The organism is Mycobacterium sp. DL99 (assembly GCF_004762045.1).
Taxonomy (GTDB): domain Bacteria; phylum Actinomycetota; class Actinomycetes; order Mycobacteriales; family Mycobacteriaceae; genus Mycobacterium.
In genome coordinates this window covers 94,104-117,507 of record NZ_SJOM01000007.1, presented here as the reverse complement: position 1 = coordinate 117,507, position 23,404 = coordinate 94,104, and the positions used below count along the sequence as shown (strand labels likewise).

The following is a 23,404-nucleotide window of genomic DNA, read 5'->3' as shown; positions in this document are numbered from 1 at the left end:
CCGGGTTGACACGGCGCGCAGTAAATGAGTACGTTCATTAATGAGCGCACTCATTAACGAGGTGATCATGACCGGCCGTCGGACGCGCAACATGCACGACAAGCAGCAGCGGATCTTCGCCGCGGCGAGCACACTGTTCGAGGCGCACGGGTTCGAGGCCGTCACCGTGGCCCAGATCGCCGACGCCGCCGACGTCGCCGCGGGCACCTTGTTCAGGTACGCGTCATCGAAAGCCGAACTCCTACTGATGGTCTACAACGACCAGTTCCGGCAGGCGATTGAGACAGGTATGCGCAACGCGGCCGACATCGACGATCCGAGCGCTGCCGTGTTCGCGATGGTCGCACCCGTCATCACCGAGGCCGCACGCCAGCCAGACAACGCGACGGCATATCAACGCGAATTGCTGTTCGGCGCCCCCACCGAGCGTTTCCGCGCCGAAGGCCTCGCGCACGTCAAAAGGCTCGAAGACGCGATCGCCGCCCGCCTGACGCACTGCCGCCCAGCCGATCCGGCCACCGACACCGAGTTGCGGGCCAACGCCGACCGCGCCGCCAGAAGCGTCTTCGCGGCCCTGCATCTGTTGGTGGTCCAGCCCTCGACCGGCGTGAAGTGGGGCGCCGACGGTGCTCACGAACTGCTCCAGCAGATCAACCAGATCGTGCTGGGGTTCCTGGCATCAACAACACCACGAGGAGAAGAGACATCGTGACCAACTCGATCAAGACGGTGACCGTTCTCGGGACCGGAGTGCTCGGTTCCCAGATCGCGTTCCAGTCTGCGTTCAAGGGCTTCACCCTCACGGCCTACGACATCAACGACAAGGTTCTGGAAGCGGCCAAGGACCGCTTCGAGAAGCTGGCCGAAACCTACGCCAACGAGGTACCCGATGCCCGTGACGGCAAGGCCCAGGATGCGTTGAACCGGCTCACACTGACCTCCGATCTGGCCGCCGCCGTGGCTGACGCCGATCTGGTCATCGAGGCGATCCCCGAGATCCTCGATCTCAAGCGGGAGACCTACCAGAAGCTCGGTGAGCTCGCGCCGGCCAAGACGATCTTCGCCACCAATTCCTCGACGCTGCTGCCCAGTGACCTCAAGGATTCCACCGGGAGGCCCGACAAGTTTCTGGCGCTGCACTTCGCAAACCGTGTGTGGCAATTCAACACCGCCGAGATCATGGGGACCACCGACACCGACCCGGCTGTTTTCGCCGAGGTCGTCGAGTTCGCCAAGGCCATCGGCATGGTGCCCATCGAACTGCACAAGGAGAAGGCCGGCTACGTCCTCAACTCCCTCCTGGTGCCGTTCCTCAACGCGGCCGCCGAACTGGCCGCCGGCGGCTACGCCGACCCCAGCGCCGTCGACGACACCTGGCGGATCGCCACCGGCGCACCCGTCGGCCCGTTCCAGATCTACGACATCATCGGCCTGACCACGCCCTACAACATCATGGTCAACGGGGACGCCGAAGCGCAGAAGCTCGCGGCCTGGCTCAAAGAGAACTACATCGACAAAGGCAAGTTGGGTCTCGCCACCGGCGAGGGCTTCTATAAGTACAACTGAGGAGAAAGTGGGCGAGATGTATTACAGCAGTGGCAATTACGAAGCATTTGCACGTCCCCGCAAACCCGAGGGCGTAGAAGACAAGACGGCCTGGTTCGTCGGAGCCGGCCTGGCGTCGATGTCGTCGGCGGTGTTCATGATCCGTGACGGTCAGCTCCCGGGCAACAAGATCACCGTCCTGGAGCGATTGGCGCTGCCCGGCGGCGCCCTCGACGGGATCAAGGAACCCGAGAAGGGCTTCGTGATCCGCGGTGGCCGCGAGATGGAAGACCACATGGAATGTCTGTGGGACCTGTTCCGGACCATCCCCTCGCTCGAGATCGACGGAGCCAGCGTGCTCGACGAGTTCTACTGGCTCAACAAGGACGATCCCAATTCCAGCCTGTGCCGGGCCACCGAGAACCGCGGCCAGGACGCCCACACCGACAACAAATTCGCCCTCAACGCCAAGGCGCAGAAGGACATCGTCAAGGTGTTCCTCGCGACGCGCGAAGAGATGGATAACAAGCGCATCAACGAGGTCTTCGGTAAAGACTTCCTGGAGAGCAACTTCTGGCTGTACTGGCGCACGATGTTCGCGTTCGAGGAGTGGCACAGCGCGCTGGAGATGAAGCTCTACATCCACCGGTTCATCCACCACATCAAGGGTCTGCCCGACCTGTCGGCGCTGAAGTTCACCAAGTACAACCAGTACGAGTCGCTCGTGCTGCCGATGCACAAGTGGCTCCTGGATCAGGGGGTGACCTTCCACTTCGATACCGAGGTCACCGACATCGACTTCGACATCACCCCGGATCGCAAGCAGGCCACCAGGATTCACTGGATCAAGGACGGTCAGCCGGGCGGGGTCGACCTCGGCCCGGACGACCTGGTGCTGACCACCATCGGCTCGCTGACCGAGAACTCCGACAACGGTGATCACCACACCCCGGCCAAGCTCAACACCGGGCCCGCTCCGGCCTGGGACCTGTGGCGCCGCATCGCCGCCAAGGACCCGTCGTTCGGACGTCCCGACGTGTTCGGCAGCCACATCCCGGAAACCAAGTGGGAATCGGCCACCGTCACCACGCTCGACCCTCGCATCCCCGAGTACATCCAGAAGATCTGCAAGCGAGACCCGTTCGCCGGCAAGGTGGTTACCGGTGGCATCGTCACCGCCCGCGACTCCAAGTGGCTGATGAGCTGGACGGTCAACCGCCAGCCACACTTCAAGCAACAGCCCAAAGACCAGATCGTGGCGTGGGTCTACGCACTGTTCGTCGACACCCCGGGCGACTACGTCAAGAAGCCGATGAGTGAGTGCACCGGCGAGGAGATCACCCAGGAATGGCTGTACCACCTCGGTGTGCCGGAAGCCGACATTCCCGAACTGGCCGCCACCGGCGCCAAGACGGTGCCGTCGATGATGCCCTACGTGACGGCGTTCTTCATGCCACGCCAGGCCGGCGACCGCCCGGCTGTCGTCCCGCAAGGCGCGGTGAACTTCGCCTTCATCGGCCAGTTCGCCGAGACCACTCGGGACTGCATCTTCACCACCGAGTACTCGGTGCGCACCGGCATGGAGGCCGCCTACCAGCTGCTGGGTGTCGAGCGCGGGGTACCGGAGGTGTTCAACTCCACCTACGACGTCCGCAAGCTGATCTCCGGAACGGTGCATCTGCGCGACGGCAAGGAAGTGGATCTGCCCATCCCAGAGATCATTCGCAAACGGGTGATCGGCAAGGTCACCGACAACGAGGTGGGTGAGCTCCTGGCCGAATACGGGTTGATTCCGGGCAACGGCTGACGATGGACACCGGTCAGGTCGCCGAGCGTGACAGCGCCCGGATCGCGTAGCGGGCGCTGAGCAGAACCAGTGTGGTGGTGACGACGAACAACGGCCAGCCCATCGCCAGGCGTGCCACCGCGAGCAGTCCGTCCTGACCGGTGTCGTAGAGGTAGTTCTGCACCAGGAACCGCGACCAGGACACCGCCGCCAGGACCGCGGTGACGATGTTGAAGACGAGCCGCACCCCGGGGACCTGGCGCCAGGTGCCGTCGCGGCCGGTGGCCCAGGCCCAGATCACCCCGACGAGCGGGCGCCTGACAAGGATCGAGGCGGTCATCACAATGGCCGAGGCCAAGGACATCCAGATACCGGGCAGGTAGAAGTCTTTGGCCTGGCCGGTCACCAGGGCCAGCAGCCCGCAACCCGCAACACCGACGAATCCCCACAGCGCGGGCCTGACGGATTCGCGGCGCAACAGTTGCCAGCCGAACACGACGGCCGCCGTCACCAGAGCGGCGATGATCGCCGGGACGCGCCCCGACAACGCCGAGACCGTCGCGTACACCGTCACCGGCAGCGCCGAATAGACCATGCCGCTGACACCGCCGACGCGCGCCATCAGTCCGTCGAGTGGGGAATCCGTCATGGGAGTGTGGGCCTCGCGTTCAAGGTCTGGCAGGTCCCCACCGAGAGTACCGAGCTCAGCAGACCAGACCGGCCGCCTCAGTCCGCCGGGTCCCCAGCATGGCCGGCAGCGTCACATAGCCATGCAGATTGACAAGCCCACGCAGGCGGGGAGTCTCGGTCAGCCGCAGGTCGGGATACGCCTCGAACAGCGCCCGCAGTGCGGTGGCCCCCTCGATGCGGGCCAACGCCGCGCCGAGGCAGGCGTGGATACCCGAGGCGAAGGCCAGGTGTTCGCGGGCGTTGGGGCGGGTGATGTCGAAGCGTGCCGGCTCACTGAACACTCGCGGATCGCGGTTGGCGCCACCCAACAGCACCACAACCATCGTTCCGGCCCGCAGCCGCTGGCCGGCGATCTCGACGTCGCACCGCGCGGTACGCGCGGTCATCTGAACCGGGCTTTCGATGCGCAGAATCTCCTCCACCGCGGTGGGCCACAGGTCCGGATTGTCGCGCAGCAGGGCGAGTTGGTCGGGGTTCCGCTGCAAGAGCACTATTCCGTTGCCGATGAGGTTGACGGTGGTTTCGAAACCGGCCCCGACGAGAAGCGCAGCGTTGGCGGCGAGTTCGTGGTCGGTCAGCGTGTGGTCGGCGGCCATCTTGGTGAACGGGTTGTCCTCTGCCGTTCCGGCCCGTACCCGGTCGAAATGGCAGGAGAGGAAACTGTCGAGACCGCGCAGCCCGTCGAGGCCGCGCCGGTAGGTCCGCCAGGGGATGCCCACGTCGAGCAGTGGCGACCCCTGGTGGCCCCACTCAAGCAGTTGCTCATGGTTTTCGCCGGACAGGCCGAGGATCTCGGCGATCATGGCGACCGGAAGTGCGGCAGCGAAATCGGCGATCAGATCGGGCCGGGGCGTGCCGGCCAGCCGGTCGACGAGTTCCGTGGTCACCTCGGCCACGCGGTCGTCGAGCTTGTCGATCGCGCGTGGCGTGAAGCTCTGAGCCACCAACTGCCGGTACCGGGTGTGGTCCGGCGGGTCGACGATGACCATCGCCGGCGGCTCGACAGGATTGGCCACCTTCGGATCGGTCCGGTCCAAAAGCTGCTGGACCGGTTTCGGCATCCCCATCCCGGTGGGCGGGGTGACACCGAACCGCTTGTCCCGCAGGATCTCCCGGCTGACGGCGTGATCAACGGTGACCCAGACAAATGGCGTCTTCACCAGCGGGCCGCGGCGCCTGATCTCTTCCATCAGCGGATAGGAGTCGATGCCCTTGCCGTGGCTGGAGATGAGCGCGCCCATCGGATTGCCCACCCGGGCCTGAAACGACATGAACGTCTTCGGCACGGCGTGCAGCGCCAGCCAACGGGTCCACAATCCGATGCTCATGAACGCCCTCTCGTCGACTCGGACAACTATGGTGAGACGTGTGAGACATAGATACGTTTACTGTCTCGCTTGTCTCGATGGTTAGGCTACGGCCGTCGGGGCGCACGGGCAAGGAGGGATTTCGTGACTTCCACGCGAACGGCGGACTTCGTGCGGCGCCTCGCCGAACCGGATCCTGCGGCGCTGGCCCGCGTGCGCGAGCCCGACCCGATCAGTACCCGGATCTTGTCCGCAACGCTCCAACAAGCCGAACTCGTCGGAATCCGGCGTACGACGATGGAGGATGTGGCCCGCCGCAGCGGTGTCGGCCGCGCCACGCTCTACCGGCGGTTTCCCACCAAAGACGCCCTCATCGATGCCCTCGTGCTGTCCGAGGCGCGGCGCTACCTTGAGGGCAGCGCACAGGCCCGGGCCCACGCCGAAACCCTGGAAGACCGGCTCGTCTATGGCACCGTCTTCACCGTGACCTTCCTGCGGGACCACGCCCTGCTCAAGAAGCTCCTGCGCACCGAACCCGAGACGATCCTGCCCAGCCTCACCCTTGATGCCGGGGCCATCATCGATTTCGCGACCGAGCACTCGGCCGCACAGTTGCGCACCGACCTGTACGGGACGTCCGAAACCAACCCGGCACAGGAACGCCACATCCGTACCGTCGCCGAGTTGCACACCCGACTTACGTTGTCGTTCATCGTCACTCCGCACACCGGCATCAAACTGACCAACCTGGAAGACACCCGCGACTACGTGCGCACCTACCTGCTGCCGATGGTGACCGCGTCGTGAGGCAGGTGCATGGGCGAGTCTGGCGCGCCGGACAGCCGGTCGACGGCGGCTTCAAGTTCACGGACATCTCGGAGTGCCTGACCGACGAGGACACCCTGCTGTGGGCCGACATCTACGACCCCGATCACGAGGCACTTCGTGAACTCGCCACCGAGCTCGGGCTCAACATGTGGGCGGTCGAAGACGCCGTCGCACCCAAGGAACGCACGAAAACGTCTGTGTACCAGACCCATACGTTTTTCACGGTGTACGCGGTCGACACCCGGGAGCCGGAGGCGGACGCGGCGCCCGACACATCGCTGTTGGTCAAACATCGCATCTCGGCATTCGTCCTGCCGCGCGGCCTGATCACCGTCCGGCTGCCCAGCTTCAACGGTGAGACCACCGAGTTCGACATCAGCAAGGTGTCGCGGCGCTTCGACGACCTCGGCGGCCAGCGGTACGGCGTCGGGTCGCTGGTCCACGCGCTGCTCGACGTCGTGGTCGACGGGCACTTCGAGGCCGTCGAGGCGCTCGACGATGCCATCGAAGGGCTTGAGGACGAGTTGTTCGCCGACGGCGGTCCGCGTCGCGGCCTGCAACGGCGCACGTTCCAGCTGCGCAAGGATCTCGTCGAACTACGCCGGGTGGTGCTGCCCATGCGCGAGGTGGTCAGCACGATCCAGCACCGCAGGCTCGACTCGTCCACCTCGCCCGACCTCGACCCGCTCTACGCCGACCTCTACGACCATGTGCTCCGGGCTTCGGAGTGGACCGAATCCCTGCGCGACATGGTCACCACGGTGTTCGAGACCAACCTGTCCCTGCAGGACGCGCGGCTCAACACGGTGATGAAGAAACTCAGCGGCTGGGCCGCCATCATCGCGGTACCGACGGCCATCACGGGGTTCTACGGTCAGAACGTCATATACCCGGGAATCAACACCGTCGTCGGCTTCATCGCCAGCAGCATTTTGATTGTTGCGTTGGTCATCCTGTTGTATGTGATGTTCAAACGCCGGGACTGGCTGTAACCCGAGCTGGGCCTTTGATCACATCCCCCAAAAGGGGCATGGGCGTTATCTGAACACAAATGCGACACTCTTCCAGGCTGAACGAAGAGGCCTACCAGAAAGAAACGGAGCGGAGTCGATGCTCATCGGGATCCCGCGCGAGTCCCTACCAGGGGAAACGCGCGTCGCCGCCACGCCGCAGACTGTCGGACAGATTATCAAGCTCGGGTACGAGGTAGTCGTAGAAAGCGACGCCGGTGCTGCCTCGAGCTTCTCCGACGCCGCCTACGTAGAGGCCGGTGCCGAGATCGGCACGCCGTGGGACGCCGATGTGGTGCTCAAGGTCAACGCGCCCGATGATGCCGAGATCGGCAAGCTGCGCGATGGAGCGACGCTGGTGAGCTTGATCTCACCCGGGCTCAAGCCCGAGCTCGTCGAGAAGCTGTCCACTCGGCCCATCACGGTGCTGGCCATGGACGCGGTGCCGCGTATCTCGCGGGCCCAGTCCCTGGACGTGCTGTCCTCGATGGCCAACATCGCCGGCTACCGCGCCGTGGTCGAGGCCGCCCATAGCTTCGGCCGGTTCTTCACCGGCCAGGTGACCGCGGCGGGCAAGGTGCCCCCGGCCAAGGTGCTCGTGGTGGGTGCCGGTGTCGCCGGCCTGGCCGCGATCGGTGCCGCAGGCAGCCTGGGCGCCATCGTGCGGGCCACCGACCCGCGCCCCGAGGTCGCCGATCAGGTCGCCTCGCTGGGCGGCGAGTACCTGTCCGTCGCGAACGAGCAGGCCGAAGTCTCCGCCACCGGCTACGCCAAAGAGATGGACGACGACTACAAGGCCCGCGAGGCGCAGCTGTACGCCGAGCAGTGCAAGGACGTCGACATCATCGTCACGACCGCGCTGATCCCGGGTAGGCCCGCGCCGCGCATCATCACCGCCGAGATGGTCGCCTCGATGAAGTCGGGCAGCGTCATCGTCGACATGGCCGCGGCCAACGGCGGCAACGTCGAGGGCACCGTCAAGGACCAGGCGATCGTCACCGACAACGGAGTGACGATCATCGGCTACACCGATCTGGCCGGCCGCCTGCCCGCCCAGGCCTCCCAGCTGTACGGCACCAACCTGGTCAACCTGCTCAAGCTGCTGACCCCGGAGAAGGACGGCAAGGTCGTCCTCGACTGGGACGACGTGGTGCAGCGCTCGATGACCGTGGTGCGCGACGGCGAGACCACCTGGCCCCCGCCGCCGGTGCAGGTCTCCGCCGCGCCGGCCGCGCAACCCGCCGCCGCTCCGGTGGTCAAGCCGGAGAAGCGGCCGATGTCGACCGGGCGCAGGCTCGGCGTCACCTTCGTCGCGGCGGCCGCCGTGTTCGCCCTGATCGCGGCCTCGCCGGCAGCGCTTCAGGTCCACCTGACGGTGTTCGCGCTGGCGATCGTGATCGGCTACTACGTCATCGGCAACGTGCACCACGCGCTGCACACCCCGCTGATGTCGGTGACCAACGCGATCTCCGGAATCATCGTGGTGGGTGCCCTGCTGCAGATCGGGCATCACAACACCCCGATCACCGCCCTGGCCGGCGTCGCGATTCTGCTCGCCAGCATCAACGTCTTCGGTGGCTTCGCGGTAACCCGCCGCATGCTGGCCATGTTCTCCCGCAGCTAGAGCCTGCGAACCTCAGAAACCTTTGGAACGGATTCATGTTCAACGCAGAAACCATCACCAACGTGGCGAACGCGGCCTACGTCGTCGCTGCCCTGCTGTTCATCCTCGCTCTGGCCGGCCTCTCCAAGCATGAGACGTCGCGGGCCGGAAACACCTTCGGCATGGTCGGCATGGCGGTCGCCCTGATCGCCACCATCGCGCTGGCCATCAACAAGCAGATCGAACCGCTGGGCCTCGGCCTGCTGGTCGCCGCCATGCTCGTCGGCGCCGCGATCGGCCTGTGGCGAGCCAAGGTCGTCGAGATGACCGGCATGCCCGAACTGATCGCGCTGCTGCACAGCTTCGTCGGTCTGGCCGCCGTCCTGGTCGGCTGGAACGGCTACCTGCACGTCGAGAACAACCTCGGCGGCGACGAAGCTGTGAAGCTCGCCGCCGAAGGTATGACCGGCATCCACTCGGCCGAGGTGTTCATCGGTGTCTTCATCGGTGCCGTCACCTTCACCGGTTCGATCGTGGCCAACCTCAAGCTGTCGGCCCGCATGAAGTCCGCGCCGCTGATGCTGCCGGGCAAGAACTTCCTCAACGTCGGCTCGCTGGTGCTGTTCGTCGCACTGACCGTGTGGTTCGTCATCTCCCCGAACCTGTGGCTGCTGGTCGCCGTCACCGTCCTCGCGCTGCTGCTGGGCTGGCACCTGGTGGCCTCGATCGGCGGCGGCGACATGCCCGTCGTGGTCTCGATGCTCAACAGCTACTCCGGTTGGGCCGCGGCCGCCTCCGGCTTCCTGCTGTCCAACGATCTGCTGATCATCACCGGCGCCCTCGTCGGCTCCTCCGGTGCGTACCTGTCCTACATCATGTGCAAGGCGATGAACCGGTCGTTCATCTCCGTGATCGCCGGCGGTTTCGGCATCGAGGCAGGGCCCGCCGAGGACAAGGACTACGGCGAGCACCGCGAGATCAACGCCGAGGGTGCGGCCGACCTGCTGGCCCAAGCAGACTCGGTCATCATCACGCCCGGCTACGGCATGGCCGTGGCCCAGGCCCAGTACGGTGTCGCCGACCTGACCCGCAAGCTGCGTGAGCGCGGCGTCAACGTCCGCTTCGGCATCCACCCGGTCGCCGGCCGCCTGCCCGGTCACATGAACGTGCTGCTGGCCGAGGCCAAGGTGCCCTACGACATCGTGCTCGAGATGGACGAGATCAACGACGACTTCGACGGCACCTCCGTCGTGCTCGTGATCGGCGCCAACGACACGGTGAACCCGGCCGCCGCCGAGGATCCGAGCAGCCCGATCGCCGGCATGCCGGTGCTCACGGTGTGGAACGCCGACCACGTCATCGTGTTCAAGCGGTCCATGGCCTCGGGCTACGCCGGTGTGCAGAACCCGCTGTTCTTCCGGGAGAACACCCAGATGCTGTTCGGCGACGCCCGCGACCGCGTGAACGACATCCTCGCGGCGCTGCCCGTGGCGGAGCACGTCTAGTTTCTTCCGCCGGATTTCTCCGGCGAGCAGACACAGAACTGCCCCTTTTCCTCGGAGAAGGGGCAGTTTTGTGTCTGCTCGCGGGACAAGGTGCGGCTAAGCTGCGCTGAACCAGGAGCCAAGCATGAAAATAGTTGTCCCGCAGTGGATGCAGCCGATGTGCGATGCCCACCACTTCGCGCCCGCGGCCATCGACGGCGATCACCTGCGCTGTTCGGGGATGATCGGGATCCACCCCGACATGAGCGTTGCCGAGGAGCCCCGGGCACAGTTCACCCAGGCCTTCGAGAACCTGCGCGGGCTGCTCGCCGAGGCCGGGCTGACCTTCGCCGACGTCACCGACATCACCAGCTACCACGTCGGCCTGCAACAACACGTGCAGGTATTCGGCGAGGTCAAAGACGAGTTCGTGACCGCGCCGTACCCGGCCTGGACCGCGGTCGGCGTCACCGAGCTGGCCGTGCCGGGTGCGCTGGTCGAGATTCAGATCATCGCGCGGATGCGCTGACCGCCTCCCGCCCTCGGCACTGTCCCTCGAGGGGCACCGTGTCGAACGGGCGTACCACCCACTTCTTCTCCCGCAAATTGGGTCGCCGGCCCGCGATCACGCTCTTATAGGGTGATTGAGATTGCTGGCCTGGTGATTGATGGAGGGGTTCAATGACCTACCCGCCCGCGGGATTTCCGCCGCCGTCCGGACCGTATTCGGCCCCGGACCCGTTCCAGGGAATGCCTACGCCGGCGAACCCCGACCCGTTCCAGCACGCAGGCCTGCCACCGTCGGCCCCCAGTCCGTTCGGGGCAGGTGACTGGCAGCCTCCGGTGATTCAGGCGGGATACGGGCAGGGCGCTCCCATGCCGGAGCCGCCGCGCCGCAACAAACGGTGGCTGGTGATCACAGTGGTGGCTGCCGTGGTCGTCACGGCACTGGGCACCGGAGCCTTGCTGTGGCATCTGAATACCCGTGACGCAACCAGCCCGGCCACGGCGTCGCCGCTGCCGACGTCCGTGCCGCCGTTGGGTGCACTGCGACCACCACGCGATCAGCTGGTGCCCTCGCTCGAAAAGCCACTCGACAAACCACGCTGGAGCTATCGCCCGGACAGCCTTTCCAACCACATTTTGGGCGGCGATGCCTACACCGTCGTGGTCAGTGTTGACAACTACCAACAGAACAAAGGTGTGCTCGCGGTGGACGCCGGGAACGGCGCGCCGCGCTGGCCGAAGCCGACGATGCCGGCCAGCCTGGCGGGCCACAGCCTCGACAACATGTTCTCGAAATGCGTGATTGACCGGGCGGCCACGACCATCGGGTGTGCCTTCAGTGACGGTGTGCAATCCACTGACAGAGGCATCGTGCTCGTGTTTTTCGATACGGCGACGGGTGCCGAGAAGAACAGCACGAAGGTGCCCGGGACCTACTGGGGCGAGATCCGGGGTATGTACAGCGCCGGCGACGGGTTCGTCGTCGTGCTCGAAGATGAGGTGGTGGGCTACCGAGCGGACGGCTCGGTGGGTTGGCGTACCCCCGACAAGCAAGTGGATCCGAGGTCGACCGGTCACCAGAATGTGGCAGTTTACGGCGATCAGGGCATCGTCGTAGCCCTGGACGGCCGAGTTCTCGATGCCAACACCGGAAACCCCATCCTCCAAAGTACGAGCGCACTCGGAAGCGCAGCTTTCGCATCGGGGTTTGCGTTGTCAGACGGACAGACGTTCGATTTCTATGATTTCGGGGGTACCAAGACCGCATCCGTTCCGAGTGAGGGCTTCACGTTTGTCGAAGGGTTCGGAACCAACGGTCACCGCTGGTCGGTCGGCCTGAATCTGCAAACCTCCGGATCATCGGGCCTCTACTACCCATTGGCCTACAACGAGGCCAGCGGCGACCTGCGTGCCTTCGACCCGGCATCCGGCCGCGCCTTGTGGACCCGGCACGTTGGTCAGAACGGAACCCGCAGCATCGCGGCATACGGCAACGGAACCACGTGTTTCATCATCCTGCGTGATGACAGTGTCGTGCGTGTGAAGGTCCAGACGTGTGAGACCGACAGTGACAACCCGTTTGTGGAGGCACCGACGGAGCTCAGCATGGGCACGTACTTCAAGTTCCTCGGGTCCGACGGTCAACGCATGCTGTTCGGCACCTACACCGAACACAACGACGAAGTTGTGGCGATTGACGGGACAACGGGACAAGAGGTGTGGCGGAAGTCCGGCGTTTCCAACTTGGCGCTGTCATTGTGGGCAGGCAGCGGACTGTTCTCCACATACGACGGGATTTTCCGCTGGCTTTAACCGGACCGAATCCGGGCTCGTCGCCCCGGCTCGCGGAGAAACTAGGATGTGCAACTATGCCGGTTGACCGCCTCCTGCCCTCTGACGAAGCTCGTGAGCTCATCGCACTGACCCGCGATGTCGCTGACAAGGTGCTCGATCCGATCGTCGACGAGCACGAGAAAGCCGAGACCTACCCCGAGGGCGTCTTCGCCCAACTCGGCGCGGCGGGGCTGCTGAGCCTGCCCCAGCCCGAGCAGTGGGGTGGCGGAGGCCAGCCGTACGAGGTCTACCTGCAGGTCCTCGAGGAGATCGCCGCGCGCTGGGCCGCCGTCGGCGTCGCGGTCAGCGTGCACAGCCTGTCCTCGCACCCGCTGCTGGCCTACGGCAGCGAGGAGCAGAAGAAGCGCTGGCTACCCGGCATGCTCTCCGGCGAGCAGATCGGTGCCTACAGCCTGTCCGAACCGCAGGCCGGCTCCGACGCCGCCGCGCTGAGCTGTAAGGCCATCCGGGACGGCGACGCCTATGTACTCAACGGCTCCAAGGCGTGGATCACCCACGGCGGGAAGGCCGATTTCTACACCCTGTTCGCCCGCACCGGTGAGGGCAGCAAGGGCATCTCGTGCTTCCTGGTCCCCGCCGATCTCGAGGGGCTGAGCTTCGGCAAACCCGAGGAGAAGATGGGTCTGCACGCGGTGCCCACCACCTCGGCGTTCTACGACAATGCCCGCATCGACGCCGACCGGCTGATCGGGGAAGAGGGACAAGGTCTTTCGATCGCCTTCTCCGCGCTGGACTCCGGCCGGCTCGGCATCGCCGCCGTCGCGGTCGGTATCGCCCAGGCCGCCCTGGACGAGGCCGTCCGGTACGCCAATGAGCGAACCACCTTCGGCCGCAAGATCATCGACCACCAGGGCCTCGGGTTCCTGCTGGCCGACATGGCGGCCGCAGTGGTCAGCGCGCGGGCCACCTATCTGGATGCGGCGCGGCGTCGCGACCTCGGATTGCCCTACTCCACCCAGGCCAGCGTCGCCAAGCTGATCGCCACCGACGCCGCCATGAAGGTCACCACCGATGCCGTGCAGGTGTTCGGCGGTGTCGGCTACACCCGCGATTTCCGGGTCGAGCGGTACATGCGCGAAGCCAAGATCACCCAGATCTTCGAGGGCACCAACCAGATTCAGCGCCTGGTCATCTCGCGGGGACTGGGCTCTTGAGGAACTCCGTCACCGTAGCCAGGAACTGATCTGGCTGTTCGACCATCGGACTGTGTCCGGAACCTTTGATCACCACCGGCGTCAGCCCGGCCGCGGTGTAACGCTCGACGTTGGGAGCCGTCGGGGTCAGCACGTCCTGGTCGCCCCACAGCACCAGCACCGGCTTGTGCAGTGCGGCAAGCGTTTCCACCACCGGGTGCGGTCCCTCGGTGGAGTCGCACACCCCGGCGTAGGTGAGGCGCTTCAACGAGCGGTACGCGAAGTCCGGCACCGGGTAGTCCGCGGCGAATCCGGTCTGCAGGGAGCTCTCGGTGATGGCATCGACTGTCCGGAACCGGTCCAGCGCCGGGCCGACCACCGGCCAGCACACCATCTTTCCGAGCAGCGGCATGGCGACCAGATCGTCAGCCGCAGGGGTATCGGACACCACCACGCGCTCCACCTGATCCGGATACTGCCGGGCCAGTTCGGCCGAAACCGCGCCACCCATCGAATGCCCGATCAGCACCGCATGCTGTACGCCGAGCTGCACCAGTGCATTGTGAACCGCCTTGGCCTGCTCGTCCGAGCGATACACACTGCCGGCGCTGGGCGCCTCCGAGCCGCCGTGGCCGACCAGATCGATGGCGATCACCCGCTGATCGCGGGCCAGCTGCGGGGCCACCCGTTCCCACCACTCGATGGAAGCCGAATACCCGTGCAGCAACACCACCGCACGCTCCCCCGGCGGCCCGTACTCCCGCACGTTGAGATCGGGGCCGTCGAGCTCCAGCACATGTCCGCCGGCGAAAGGCTCGGCCTGGCGATGCGTTCTGGTCACGACCAGTTCGTTCAGCAGCAACGCCACCACGGCCAGCACGAGCACGCCCACCGCGATGCGCAATTTCATCCTCCGCACGCTAATGCCGAGGCCCCGGTGTTCACCAGCCGTTTTCCCCGGTGAACGGAGTCTCAGCGAACGGCCCCATAATGGCAGGTGCCATGAACGCACCCGCCCACTCCGCCAGCGCCCCCCGGCACCGTATGCCGCGCCGCGGCGTGCGGGCTGCCCGTCGGGTGTCCGTCGGCCTGATAGCGGCAACAGTGCTGGCCGGAACCGGTGCCGGCTGGGTGTCCTACCACGGCGCGCTGGACGGCATCACCACGTCCAACGCGCTGGAAGGCGGCCCCGTCTCTTCCGGGGACACCGAGAACATCCTGATCATGGGGCTGGACAGCAGGCTGGATCAGCACGGCAACCCGCTGCCGCAGGACGTCTACGAGGCACTGCACGCCGGTGACGAGACCGTCGGCGGCTACAACGCCAACGTGCTGATCGTGGTGCACCTGCCCGGCAACGGCGGCCCGCCGACCGCGTTCTCCATCCCCCGCGACGACTACGTCGAGTTGGCCGGCTGCGACGTCGACCCGTGCAAGGGCAAGGTCAAGCAGGCCTACGGTTGGGCCTATCAGCGCGAGATGGAGTCGCTGGAGTCCTCGTCCGAAGATCCGTCGGCGAATGAGCAGCAGGCCCGTGAGGCCGGGCGCCGGGCCCAGATCGCCACCGTACGCAATCTCCTCGGAATCCCGATCGACCATTTCGTGGAGGTCACCCTCGGCGCGTTCTTCCAGATCGCCAAGGCTGTGGCGCCGATCACGGTGTGCCTCAACGCCGACACCGCGGATCCGTACTCCGGCGCCGACTTCCGCAGGGGCGTGCAGCAGATCGACGCCGCGCAGGCGATGGCCTTCGTGCGTCAGCGCCGCGACATCAATGACGAGAACTTCACCGACCTCGACCGCACCCGACGCCAGCAGGCCTTCATCGCCGCACTCGTATCGGCCCTGGGCAAGAGCGGCGCCCTGTCGAGTCCCACGATGCTGCGCGATCTCCTCAACGTCACCAAGCAGAACGTCGCGCTGGATTCCGGGTTCGATCTGGCCAAATTCGCCAGTCGGGCGTCGGCACTGACCGGTGCGCCGCCCACCCTCTACACCCTGCCCATCAAGGAGTTCGGCCAGAACTCGCTGGGTGAGGACATCAACATCGTCGACATCCACGCCATCCGGGCCATCGTGCGTGACCTGGTCGCCCAACCTGGGGGCACCACCGACGCCCCCGCAGCACCGGCGCACGTACTCGAAGGCCACGGCGCGGTGCTCGACGTCGTCAACGCCTCCACCTACTCCGGACTGGCCGCACAGCTCGAGACCACTTTCTCCGCAAATGGATTCACCCCCGGTCAGATCGGCGATGCGGAATCTCTGGCCGCCGTCACCACCATCGACTACGGGACCGGCGCCGAGGCCGCCGCCCAGTCGCTGGCCGACGAGCTGAAGGTGATCGCCACCCCGTCCTCCGAGGTGACCGCCGGGACGGTACAGCTGACGCTGGGTACCGATTTTCCCGGTGAGGACTACATGACCGGATCGGACGACTCGTCCTCGGCGAGTTCCTCGGAATCTGAGGCGGATTCGACGTGGGGCTCGTCCGACGAGGCGGCGGAGGAAACCACCGCCAGTACGCCGGTGACCACCGTGGCCGCGACCGCTTCCGGCACCAAGTCCGCTGCTCCGACCGACCTGAGCCAGATGAAGGTCTCCGGCATTCCCTGCGTCAAATAGCCGCGGCTACAGCGTGACCCGGACCTGGGTGCCGTACCCGGCCTCGGAAGAGATCGCCATCGAACCACCCATGGCCTCGATGCGGACCTGCAGCGAGGCCAGCCCGATGTGCCCCTCGGCGACCGATTGGGCCACCGTCGACGGATCGAATCCCTTGCCGTCGTCGGCCACGGTGAGCACGACACGATCGCCCGACCGGTAGAGGCCGGCCGAAATCGTGCTCGCGCCGGCATGTTTGTTGATGTTTCCCAGCAGCTCGCGGGCGGCGCGGTACAGCAGGGCCTGACCTTCGGGGTGCCCGACGTCCTGCAGATCCGCCCGCACCGTGATATCTGGCCGGGTCTCGTACTGGCGCAACAGTTCCCGCACCGCAGGGGTGAGCCCCAGCTGCGCCAGAACCTGGGGATGCAACGCGGTCACCGTGGAGCGCAGGCCGACCGCCGTCTCCTGCAGGGCGGCATGGACCCGGTCCAGCCCAGGGTCAGGGATGCGTTCACGGATCTCGTCGAGCTCCAGGCGTGCGGCCATCAGGATCTGCAGCGGCCCGTCGTGAAGATGTTCGGCCAGTTCGGCATTGCGCAGGTCATCGGCCCGGGTGGACTCCGATACCAGCTGGCGCCGTACCTCCATCAGCGTCCGCACCCGCGCCGAACGCCGCGCCAGCACGAACGACAACGCCGCCGACGCGACCGCCAACCAGGCCAGAAATCCCACGTGCATATAGACGATGTCGGGCAGACCGACGTTGTCGTCACGCTCGGAATACAGGATCCACACCGCCAGGTAGCCCAGTGCGGTGCAGCCACCGAGCAGCGCGGTCAGCCACGGACGATCCTGGAACGCAACGGAAATGGGCAACAGGAAGAACACCGGCAGCAGCGCCGCGGTGGCACCGCCCGACACCGCGCAGAGGGCGACGAGCACCAGCACGTCGACCGCGGTGGAGGCCCACTCGGCCCACGGCGGCATGGGCCCGCGGAACACCACCACCAGCCACAGCACTGCCACGGCGGTGTACACGCTCAGGATCACCGCGTACAGAACCGGTAACCAGTGGTCGACATCCCATACCGAGACCAGCACCACGATCAGGCCGATCAGCGGCAGCCGCAGCAGCGCCGAGACCCGGACCGGTTGGGTGGTGAAGAATTCGACGACGCGCCCGCTGGCCATGTCAGTCCAGCAGCCGGCGGCGCATCGCCTCCGCGACTGCCGCGCCCCGGTCACTCACACCGAGCTTCTCGTACAGACGTTGCACGTGGGTCTTCACTGTCGACGGGGCCAGGAACAGCTCCTTGGCCATCGCCGGGATGGAACGGCCCTTGGCAATCAGGTCGAGCACCTCGCGTTCCCGCGGGCTGAGCACCGGGACATCGGGTTCGTTGCGACGACGGATCTCGCCGGCCAGCCCGGCCGCCAGGTTCGGGTCGAGCACGTCACGGCCCTTGGCACACGACAACACGGCATTCACCAGCTCACTGCGGGTGGATTCCTTGGACAGGAACCCGGCCGCCCCCTGCTGCAGCGCGGTGTAGACGATGGCCGACTCATCGTGTGCGGAGACCAGCAACACCCGGGTGGGCAGCTCGTCGCGGCTCACCGCGGCGGCCACCTGGGCCCCGTCGAGCTGCGGCATCCGGTAGTCCAGCAGGGCCACCTGTGGCTGATGGGTCCTGATCAATTCCAGTGCGTCGGCGCCGTTGTCGGCCTCGGCCACCACGTCGATCTCGCCGCTGGAGATCAAGGCGCGCACCACGCCTTCGCGGAACATCGGGTGGTCATCGCCCACCACCACCCGCACCTTTTCGGCCATGCGCCACAGCATGGCACAGCGCGGGTCGGTGATCAGCGCGTTTAGAGTCGGCGGTATGCATCTGGACGAGCTGCAGTGGTTCGTGGTGCTCGCCGAGACCGAGCATGTCACCGACGCCGCAGCCGAACTCGGCATCAGCCAGCCCACCCTGTCACGCGCGCTGGCCCGGATCGAGGAGCAGGTGGGGGTGCCGCTGTTCGATCGGGTCAACCGACGGCTTCGGCTCAATGCCTACGGTCGCATCCTGTTGGAGCACGCGCGTCGCAGCATCGGCGAAATCCGTTCGGCCACTGAGCGAATCGCGGAGTTGCGCGATCCCGATACCGGAATGGTACGGCTGGCGTTCCTGCATTCGCAGGCCGGCTGGTTCGTGCCTGATCTGCTGCGACGGTTCCGCGCCGAGGCTCCGTTGGTGCGGTTCGAGCTGTTCCAGGGTGCGGCCCACCAGATCGTCGAACGCCTGGCCAATGGCGAGGCCGACCTGGCGATCACCTCACCTCGCCCGGAGGGTTTGCGCTGGCGGGGGCTGTACATGGAGCGGTTGTGCCTGGCCGTGCCACGTCAGCATCGTCTCGCCCGGCGGTCCCGGATCCGGCTGGCCGACGCCGGTGCCGAACCCTTCGTGGCGCTGGCGCCGGACTTCGGGTTGCGCCAGCTCACCGATGAGCTGTGGGCCGAGGCCGGGATCTCGCCGCCCGTGGTGTTCGAGGCCATGGAGATCCCGACCCTGGAAGGGCTGGTGGCGGCGGGATTCGGGGTGGCCGTCGTGCCGGTGCCGCGGCCCGAACGGGCCGAACCGGGCGCCGCGTACATACCGCTGTCGGAGAGTTCGGCCAAACGCCAGATCGGCCTGACCTGGAACGCGGACCGCGAACTGCCGCCCGCCGCGGCCCGGTTGGCCGAATTCGTCATGCATGATGCGCATGACATTGACTAGCATCATGCATTGGACACATCTTTGCCGGCACCCTACCGTCGACTGAGTGTCCACTTCCCTGACCTCCGTTGACTGGCAGGGGCATTCACGTGGCTCGAGCGAATACCGGCGCCTGCTGGCCGCATTGTTCTGCGCCGGGGTCGCCACCTTCGCGCAGTTGTACTCGCCCCAGGCCGTCCTCCCGCTGATCGCCCGTGACATGGGCACCGGCGCCGCACACGCCGCGTTGACCATCTCAGCCGCCACGGTCGGCCTGGCGCTGGGTGTGATCCCGTGGTCCGCCCTGGCCGACCGGATCGGCCGGGTCCAGGCGATGACGATATCCATCACTGCGGCAACGGTTCTCGGACTCATCGTGCCCTTGGCCCCGAGTGCGCCGCTCCTGCTGTCCGGCCGGCTTCTCGAAGGGCTGATGCTGGGCGGGGTGCCCGCGGTGGCCATCGCCTATCTCACCGAGGAGATCGACGCCGGACATGCCGCCCGTGCGGCAGGCACCTACGTCGCGGGCACCACGATCGGCGGACTGGCCGGCCGCCTGGTCACCGGACCCATCGCCGAGTTCGCCGGATGGCGCGTCGGCGTACTGGTAGTCGCGGTGCTGTGCGGTCTGTCGGCGTTCGCATTCGTCAAACTCGCCCCGCCCGCGCGTGGCTTCACCCCGACCCGCAGCCACAACCTGGCCCGGCGACTGGCCGAGAACCTGCGTTCACCTCGTCAACTGGTGCTCTACAGCCAGGGTTTCCTGCTGATGGGCGGGTTCGTGGCGATGTACAACTTCCTCGGGTTCCGGCTGATGGCCGCACCGTTTCACCTGCCGCAGACCGTGGTCAGCCTGGTGTTCCTGGCTTACCTCTCGGGGACCTGGGCCTCGGCCCGGGCCGGCGCCGAGGCCACCCGGTTCGGCCGCAAGACCGTGCTGATCGGCTCGATCGCCACGATGATCGCCGGCGTCGCGATCACCCTGGCCGGGAACGTGATCGTGGTGCTGATCGGGCTGGTGATCGCCACCGCCGGGTTCTTCGGCGCGCATGCGATCGCCTCGGGCTGGGTCGGCGCGGCCGCCGGTGACGGCAAGGCGCAGGCGTCCTCGCTGTACAACCTCTTCTACTACGCCGGCTCCAGCTTGATCGGCTGGGTCGGCGGGCTGGCGTTCGACGCCGCGGGGTGGCCGGCCGTGGCCGGCACTGTAATGGGTCTGGCAGTGCTGGCCGGGGTGTTGGCCTGCACGCTCGGCGGCCACCACCCCGGCGAGCCGCGCAACTACCAGAGCTCGATGTCCCGGCCGTACTCCGACTCAGGGCGCAAACCGAAGTAACGCCGCTGCGACTCCTCGATGAGGACGTCGTTGATGCTGGCCTCGCGGCGGGCCATCAGGCCTTCCGGGGTGAACTGCCACAGTTCATTTCCGTAACTGCGGTACCACTGGCCCTGCGCGTCATGCCATTCGTACTGGAACCGCACCGCCATCCGGTTCTCCCGGAATCCCCACAGGCTCTTGCGCAGCACGTAATCCAGCTCGCGCTCCCATTTGGCGGTCAGGAACTCCACGATCTGTTCACGTCCGACGATGTGCAGGTCGCGATTGCGCCACTGCGAGTCCGGTGTATAGGCCAGGCTGACCCGCTGCGGGTCGCGGGTGTTCCAGGCGTCCTCGGCGGCCTGAACCTTCTGGAGGGCTGTTTCCAGAGTGAAGGGCGGGAACGGCGGGCGGGTCTCGGTCATGCCACCTTTCTACCTGTCTAACCATGTGGCTATCGTGGCTGGCATGGACTTCGCGATGTCGGCCAAAGCGGCTGATTACCACTCCCGGTTGACCGACTTCATGGTGGAGCACGTTCTCCCCGCCGAAGCCTCGTACCACGCCTATCGCGAGGAGAAGGGCCCGAAAGATCACACGGTGCCGCCGGTGGTCGAGGAGCTCAAGGTCAAGGCCAAGGCCGCAGGCCTGTGGAATCTGTTCCTGCCCTCGGAATCCGGCCTGACCAACCTGGAGTATGCGCCGCTGGCCGAACTGTCCGGGTGGAGCCTGGAGATCGCCCCCGAGGCGCTCAACTGTGCGGCACCCGACACCGGGAACATGGAGACCCTGCACCTGTTCGCCGACGACGCCCAGCGCAAGCAGTGGCTGGAGCCGCTGCTGGCCGGTGAGATCCGCAGCGCGTTCGCGATGACCGAACCCGCGGTGGCGTCCTCGGATGCCCGCAACATCGAGACCACGATGCTGCGCGACGGGGCCGACTACGTGATCAACGGCCGCAAGTGGTGGATCACCGGCGCGGCCGATCCGCGCTGCAAGATCCTGATCGTGATGGGCCGCACCAACCCCGACGCCGCGTCGCATGCCCAGCAGTCGATGATCCTGGTGCCCGTCGACACCCCCGGGGTGGACATCCAGCGCTCGCTGCCGGTGTTCGGCTGGCAGGACCAGCACGGGCACTGCGAGATCGTGTTCGACAACGTGCGGGTGCCGGCCGAGAACCTGCTCCATGAAGAGGGCAGCGGTTTCGCGATCGCCCAGGCCCGGCTGGGCCCGGGCCGGATCCATCACTGCATGCGCGCACTCGGTGCCGCCGAACGGGCCCTGGCATTGATGGTCGACCGCGTGCAGAAGCGCGTCGCGTTCGGCAAGCCGTTGGCCGAACAGGGCGTGGTGCGCGAGTCGATTGCCATGTCCCGCAACGAGATCGACCAGGCCCGGCTGCTGTGCGAGAAGGCCGCCTGGATGATCGACCAGGAAGGCAACAAGGCTGCCCACGTGCTGGTCTCCCAGATCAAGTCGGTGGCCCCGCAGATCGCCTGCAACGTCATCGACCGCGCCATTCAGGTACACGGCGCGGCCGGGGTCAGCGACGACTTCCCGCTGGCCCGGCTGTACTCGTGGCATCGCGCCATGCGACTGTTCGACGGCCCCGACGAGGTCCACATGCGGACCATCGCCCGAGCCGAACTGGGCCGGGAGAAGTCACCTCTGGCAGCAGCGGCGGTGACTGCGCAGTGACCGCCCAACTCGGAGAACTGTCGGGGGCGTGGAATTTTCGGGACGTCGCCGAGGTCACCGGAATCCGGCCCGGACTGCTGTACCGCTCCAGTGAGTTGAGTCGGCTGTCCGACGTCGGCCGCGAGGAGTTCCGCCGGATCGGCATCACCGACGTGGCCGATCTGCGTTCGGGCCGGGAGGTGCAACGGCACGGACCGGGCCAGGTGCCCGACGGCGTGTCGATCCACCTGCTGCCGTTCCACCCCGACGATTCGTCGAATCAGGATGCGCCGCACGAGTCGACGTTCCAGCGGGTGATGTCCGAGTCACCCGGCGACGAGGACGTCAGCGAATCGGCCAAGCGCTACATGACCGAGGTGTACGAGGAGTTTCCCACCCTGCCCGGCGCGCATCTCGCTGTGCGCCAGGTGATCTCCCTGTTGAGCCAGGAACGTCCGGTGATCGCGCACTGCTTCGCGGGAAAGGACCGGACCGGATTCACGGTCGCCACGGTGCTGCACGCCGCCGGTGTCGACCACGACCTGGTGATCGCGGACTTCCTGCGCAGCAACGACGCGATTGCGCCGCTGCGGGAACGGATCCTGGAGAATGTGCGCGCCAAGTCCGAGGGCACGCCCGAGGTGATCACCTTTGCCGAGGCACGGTTGACTGACGAGGTGCTCGGTGTGCGCGAGGAGTACCTCGATGCGGCATGGCGCAAGCTCGACGAGGCGTACGGCTCGGTGGGAGGTTTCCTCGAGGCGGCCGCGGTATCGGCGCAGGAGGTCGCCGCGCTGCGGTCAAACCTTCTCGGTTAGGCCGGTCACACCTCCTCGAGCGCTTCGCCCAGCTGCTCGGCGATTCGGTTGTGCTCGTTGTGCATCAGCATGTGCCCGGCGCCGAGCAGCACCGCGACCGGCCAGTCGATGATCTCGACCGCCGCCAGTATCCCCAGCGCGCCGTAGTAGGCCAATTGCTCAGGGTGAGGCACCTTGACCCGGCCCACCACCGGCAACGTCATCGTGAATCCGTGGGCATCGCGCACGGTGCGCACCGCGGCACGGTGTCCTTTTGCCGATTTCGAATTTTCTGTCATTGGTCACCTTTCGGTCACGTCGACTTCGACATCTCGACTTGTCGACTTCGCAGCGTGAGAGGCGTGAGTACATCAGGTTCCGGTGCGCCCGCCGATCCGTTGACCGACGCCGTTTCCCGGGTCTTGGCCGTTCCATTGCGCGAGCTGTATGCGGTGCTGTGGCGCTGCGGGGTGCTCGACATCGACGACTGAGGCGGCTCCTGCCACAG

General features: G+C 66.3%; 23 protein-coding genes. 16 read left to right on the top strand and 7 right to left on the bottom strand.

All coding sequences use genetic code 11. The annotated features are described in order from the left end of the window. The first annotated feature begins 40 nt into the window (after positions 1-40). The 3 genes from EYZ64_RS00745 to EYZ64_RS00735 are packed head-to-tail and all read left to right on the top strand — an operon-like array spanning position 41 to position 3,352. The gene (locus tag EYZ64_RS00745) at positions 41-712 is read left to right on the top strand and encodes a TetR/AcrR family transcriptional regulator (RefSeq protein WP_135451429.1); all 672 of its coding nucleotides are present in this window, start codon (positions 41-43) and stop codon (positions 710-712) included. After that, positions 709-1,566: a 3-hydroxyacyl-CoA dehydrogenase gene (locus EYZ64_RS00740; RefSeq protein ID WP_135451428.1), complete on the top strand. Its 858-nt coding sequence runs from the start codon at positions 709-711 to the stop codon at positions 1,564-1,566. The genes EYZ64_RS00745 and EYZ64_RS00740 overlap by 4 nt, the downstream gene beginning before the upstream one ends. A gap of 16 nt (positions 1,567-1,582) precedes the next feature. Beyond that, positions 1,583-3,352 (top strand): oleate hydratase, encoded by a 1,770-nt coding sequence (locus EYZ64_RS00735; protein ID WP_135451427.1) that lies wholly within the window; start codon positions 1,583-1,585, stop codon positions 3,350-3,352. Positions 3,353-3,365: 13 nt separating this feature from the next. On the opposite strand, the gene EYZ64_RS00730 is transcribed toward EYZ64_RS00735, so the two are convergent. Then, on the bottom strand, positions 3,366-3,980 hold the full coding sequence (locus EYZ64_RS00730; protein WP_167857659.1) for a DUF3159 domain-containing protein: 615 nt from the start codon (positions 3,978-3,980) through the stop codon (positions 3,366-3,368). A 55-nt stretch (positions 3,981-4,035) separates the two neighbouring features. Continuing rightward, positions 4,036-5,349 (bottom strand): cytochrome P450, encoded by a 1,314-nt coding sequence (locus EYZ64_RS00725; RefSeq protein ID WP_135451426.1) that lies wholly within the window; start codon positions 5,347-5,349, stop codon positions 4,036-4,038. A 123-nt stretch (positions 5,350-5,472) separates the two neighbouring features. Between EYZ64_RS00725 and EYZ64_RS00720 the strand changes: the two genes are divergently transcribed. From EYZ64_RS00720 to EYZ64_RS00690, 7 genes are all read left to right on the top strand, one after another. Further along, entirely contained in the window at positions 5,473-6,135 is a 663-nt protein-coding gene (locus EYZ64_RS00720; RefSeq protein ID WP_135451425.1) for a TetR/AcrR family transcriptional regulator, read from the top strand. Then, the gene (locus EYZ64_RS00715) at positions 6,132-7,148 is read left to right on the top strand and encodes a magnesium transporter CorA family protein (RefSeq protein ID WP_135451424.1); all 1,017 of its coding nucleotides are present in this window, start codon (positions 6,132-6,134) and stop codon (positions 7,146-7,148) included. The genes EYZ64_RS00720 and EYZ64_RS00715 overlap by 4 nt, the downstream gene beginning before the upstream one ends. Before the next feature lie 118 nt (positions 7,149-7,266). Further along, a complete protein-coding gene (locus EYZ64_RS00710) occupies positions 7,267-8,790 on the top strand; it encodes a Re/Si-specific NAD(P)(+) transhydrogenase subunit alpha (protein ID WP_135451423.1) in 1,524 nt (507 codons plus the stop codon). Positions 8,791-8,825: 35 nt separating this feature from the next. Further along, positions 8,826-10,274, top strand: a complete 1,449-nt coding sequence (gene pntB, locus EYZ64_RS00705; protein ID WP_135451422.1) for a Re/Si-specific NAD(P)(+) transhydrogenase subunit beta — start codon at positions 8,826-8,828, stop codon at positions 10,272-10,274. Positions 10,275-10,398: 124 nt separating this feature from the next. Then, entirely contained in the window at positions 10,399-10,782 is a 384-nt protein-coding gene (locus EYZ64_RS00700) for a RidA family protein (protein WP_135451421.1), read from the top strand. Between the two features lie 152 nt (positions 10,783-10,934). After that, entirely contained in the window at positions 10,935-12,572 is a 1,638-nt protein-coding gene (locus EYZ64_RS00695; RefSeq protein ID WP_135451420.1) for an outer membrane protein assembly factor BamB family protein, read from the top strand. Positions 12,573-12,628: 56 nt separating this feature from the next. Next, positions 12,629-13,768, top strand: coding sequence for an acyl-CoA dehydrogenase family protein (locus tag EYZ64_RS00690; RefSeq protein WP_135451419.1), 1,140 nt, complete (start codon positions 12,629-12,631; stop codon positions 13,766-13,768). Here EYZ64_RS00690 and EYZ64_RS00685 read toward each other — a convergent pair. After that, complete coding sequence (locus EYZ64_RS00685) at positions 13,743-14,657, bottom strand: alpha/beta fold hydrolase (RefSeq protein ID WP_135451418.1); 915 nt, start codon at positions 14,655-14,657, stop codon at positions 13,743-13,745. The genes EYZ64_RS00690 and EYZ64_RS00685 overlap by 26 nt on opposite strands. Positions 14,658-14,749: 92 nt before the next feature. Between EYZ64_RS00685 and EYZ64_RS00680 the strand changes: the two genes are divergently transcribed. Further along, on the top strand, positions 14,750-16,372 hold the full coding sequence (locus tag EYZ64_RS00680; protein ID WP_135451417.1) for an LCP family protein: 1,623 nt from the start codon (positions 14,750-14,752) through the stop codon (positions 16,370-16,372). Positions 16,373-16,378: 6 nt separating this feature from the next. Here EYZ64_RS00680 and EYZ64_RS00675 read toward each other — a convergent pair whose 3' ends face one another. Together EYZ64_RS00675 and EYZ64_RS00670 are read right to left on the bottom strand one after the other, a co-directional pair. After that, entirely contained in the window at positions 16,379-17,545 is a 1,167-nt protein-coding gene (locus EYZ64_RS00675; RefSeq protein ID WP_135451416.1) for a sensor histidine kinase, read from the bottom strand. 1 nt (position 17,546) lies between these two features. Further along, positions 17,547-18,197: a response regulator gene (locus EYZ64_RS00670; protein ID WP_135451415.1), complete on the bottom strand. Its 651-nt coding sequence runs from the start codon at positions 18,195-18,197 to the stop codon at positions 17,547-17,549. A 43-nt stretch (positions 18,198-18,240) separates the two neighbouring features. On the opposite strand from EYZ64_RS00670, the gene EYZ64_RS00665 reads away from it, so the two are divergent. After that, positions 18,241-19,122 (top strand): LysR family transcriptional regulator, encoded by an 882-nt coding sequence (locus EYZ64_RS00665; RefSeq protein ID WP_135451414.1) that lies wholly within the window; start codon positions 18,241-18,243, stop codon positions 19,120-19,122. Between the two features lie 46 nt (positions 19,123-19,168). Continuing rightward, entirely contained in the window at positions 19,169-20,437 is a 1,269-nt protein-coding gene (locus EYZ64_RS00660) for an MFS transporter (protein ID WP_286174534.1), read from the top strand. On the opposite strand, the gene EYZ64_RS00655 is transcribed toward EYZ64_RS00660, so the two are convergent. Then, the gene (locus EYZ64_RS00655) at positions 20,383-20,844 is read right to left on the bottom strand and encodes a nuclear transport factor 2 family protein (protein ID WP_135451413.1); all 462 of its coding nucleotides are present in this window, start codon (positions 20,842-20,844) and stop codon (positions 20,383-20,385) included. The two genes, EYZ64_RS00660 and EYZ64_RS00655, sit on opposite strands and share 55 nt — an antisense overlap. Positions 20,845-20,899: 55 nt before the next feature. Here EYZ64_RS00655 and EYZ64_RS00650 point away from each other — a divergent pair, with 55 nt between their 5' ends. Further along, the gene (locus EYZ64_RS00650) at positions 20,900-22,120 is read left to right on the top strand and encodes an acyl-CoA dehydrogenase family protein (RefSeq protein ID WP_167858058.1); all 1,221 of its coding nucleotides are present in this window, start codon (positions 20,900-20,902) and stop codon (positions 22,118-22,120) included. Further along, complete coding sequence (locus EYZ64_RS00645; protein ID WP_135451412.1) at positions 22,117-22,917, top strand: tyrosine-protein phosphatase; 801 nt, start codon at positions 22,117-22,119, stop codon at positions 22,915-22,917. The genes EYZ64_RS00650 and EYZ64_RS00645 overlap by 4 nt, the downstream gene beginning before the upstream one ends. Positions 22,918-22,922: 5 nt before the next feature. Here EYZ64_RS00645 and EYZ64_RS00640 read toward each other — a convergent pair whose 3' ends face one another. Then, entirely contained in the window at positions 22,923-23,195 is a 273-nt protein-coding gene (locus tag EYZ64_RS00640) for a hypothetical protein (RefSeq protein ID WP_135451411.1), read from the bottom strand. On the opposite strand from EYZ64_RS00640, the gene EYZ64_RS32590 reads away from it, so the two are divergent. Then, the gene (locus tag EYZ64_RS32590; RefSeq protein ID WP_353653699.1) at positions 23,082-23,387 is read left to right on the top strand and encodes an Rv1535 domain-containing protein; all 306 of its coding nucleotides are present in this window, start codon (positions 23,082-23,084) and stop codon (positions 23,385-23,387) included. The genes EYZ64_RS00640 and EYZ64_RS32590 overlap by 114 nt on opposite strands. Positions 23,388-23,404 lie beyond the last annotated feature (17 nt).

What these genes read in the sequence shown, in the direction of transcription:
- EYZ64_RS00690 (WP_135451419.1), top strand. Translation starts at nt 12,629, where the DNA reads ATGCCGGTTGACCGCCTCCTGCCCTCTGACGAAGCTCGTGAGCTCATC.
- EYZ64_RS00685 (WP_135451418.1), bottom strand. Translation starts at nt 14,657, where the DNA reads ATGAAATTGCGCATCGCGGTGGGCGTGCTCGTGCTGGCCGTGGTGGCG.
- EYZ64_RS00670 (WP_135451415.1), bottom strand. Translation starts at nt 18,197, where the DNA reads ATGCTGTGGCGCATGGCCGAAAAGGTGCGGGTGGTGGTGGGCGATGAC.
- EYZ64_RS00665 (WP_135451414.1), top strand. Translation starts at nt 18,241, where the DNA reads ATGCATCTGGACGAGCTGCAGTGGTTCGTGGTGCTCGCCGAGACCGAG.
- EYZ64_RS00695 (WP_135451420.1), top strand. Translation starts at nt 10,935, where the DNA reads ATGACCTACCCGCCCGCGGGATTTCCGCCGCCGTCCGGACCGTATTCG.
- EYZ64_RS00710 (WP_135451423.1), top strand. Translation starts at nt 7,267, where the DNA reads ATGCTCATCGGGATCCCGCGCGAGTCCCTACCAGGGGAAACGCGCGTC.
- EYZ64_RS00650 (WP_167858058.1), top strand. Translation starts at nt 20,900, where the DNA reads ATGTCGGCCAAAGCGGCTGATTACCACTCCCGGTTGACCGACTTCATG.
- EYZ64_RS00675 (WP_135451416.1), bottom strand. Translation starts at nt 17,545, where the DNA reads ATGGCCAGCGGGCGCGTCGTCGAATTCTTCACCACCCAACCGGTCCGG.
- EYZ64_RS00655 (WP_135451413.1), bottom strand. Translation starts at nt 20,844, where the DNA reads ATGACCGAGACCCGCCCGCCGTTCCCGCCCTTCACTCTGGAAACAGCC.
- EYZ64_RS00680 (WP_135451417.1), top strand. Translation starts at nt 14,750, where the DNA reads ATGAACGCACCCGCCCACTCCGCCAGCGCCCCCCGGCACCGTATGCCG.
- EYZ64_RS00640 (WP_135451411.1), bottom strand. Translation starts at nt 23,195, where the DNA reads ATGACAGAAAATTCGAAATCGGCAAAAGGACACCGTGCCGCGGTGCGC.
- pntB (WP_135451422.1), top strand. Translation starts at nt 8,826, where the DNA reads ATGTTCAACGCAGAAACCATCACCAACGTGGCGAACGCGGCCTACGTC.
- EYZ64_RS00730 (WP_167857659.1), bottom strand. Translation starts at nt 3,980, where the DNA reads ATGACGGATTCCCCACTCGACGGACTGATGGCGCGCGTCGGCGGTGTC.
- EYZ64_RS00745 (WP_135451429.1), top strand. Translation starts at nt 41, where the DNA reads ATGAGCGCACTCATTAACGAGGTGATCATGACCGGCCGTCGGACGCGC.
- EYZ64_RS00725 (WP_135451426.1), bottom strand. Translation starts at nt 5,349, where the DNA reads ATGAGCATCGGATTGTGGACCCGTTGGCTGGCGCTGCACGCCGTGCCG.
- EYZ64_RS00700 (WP_135451421.1), top strand. Translation starts at nt 10,399, where the DNA reads ATGAAAATAGTTGTCCCGCAGTGGATGCAGCCGATGTGCGATGCCCAC.
- EYZ64_RS00735 (WP_135451427.1), top strand. Translation starts at nt 1,583, where the DNA reads ATGTATTACAGCAGTGGCAATTACGAAGCATTTGCACGTCCCCGCAAA.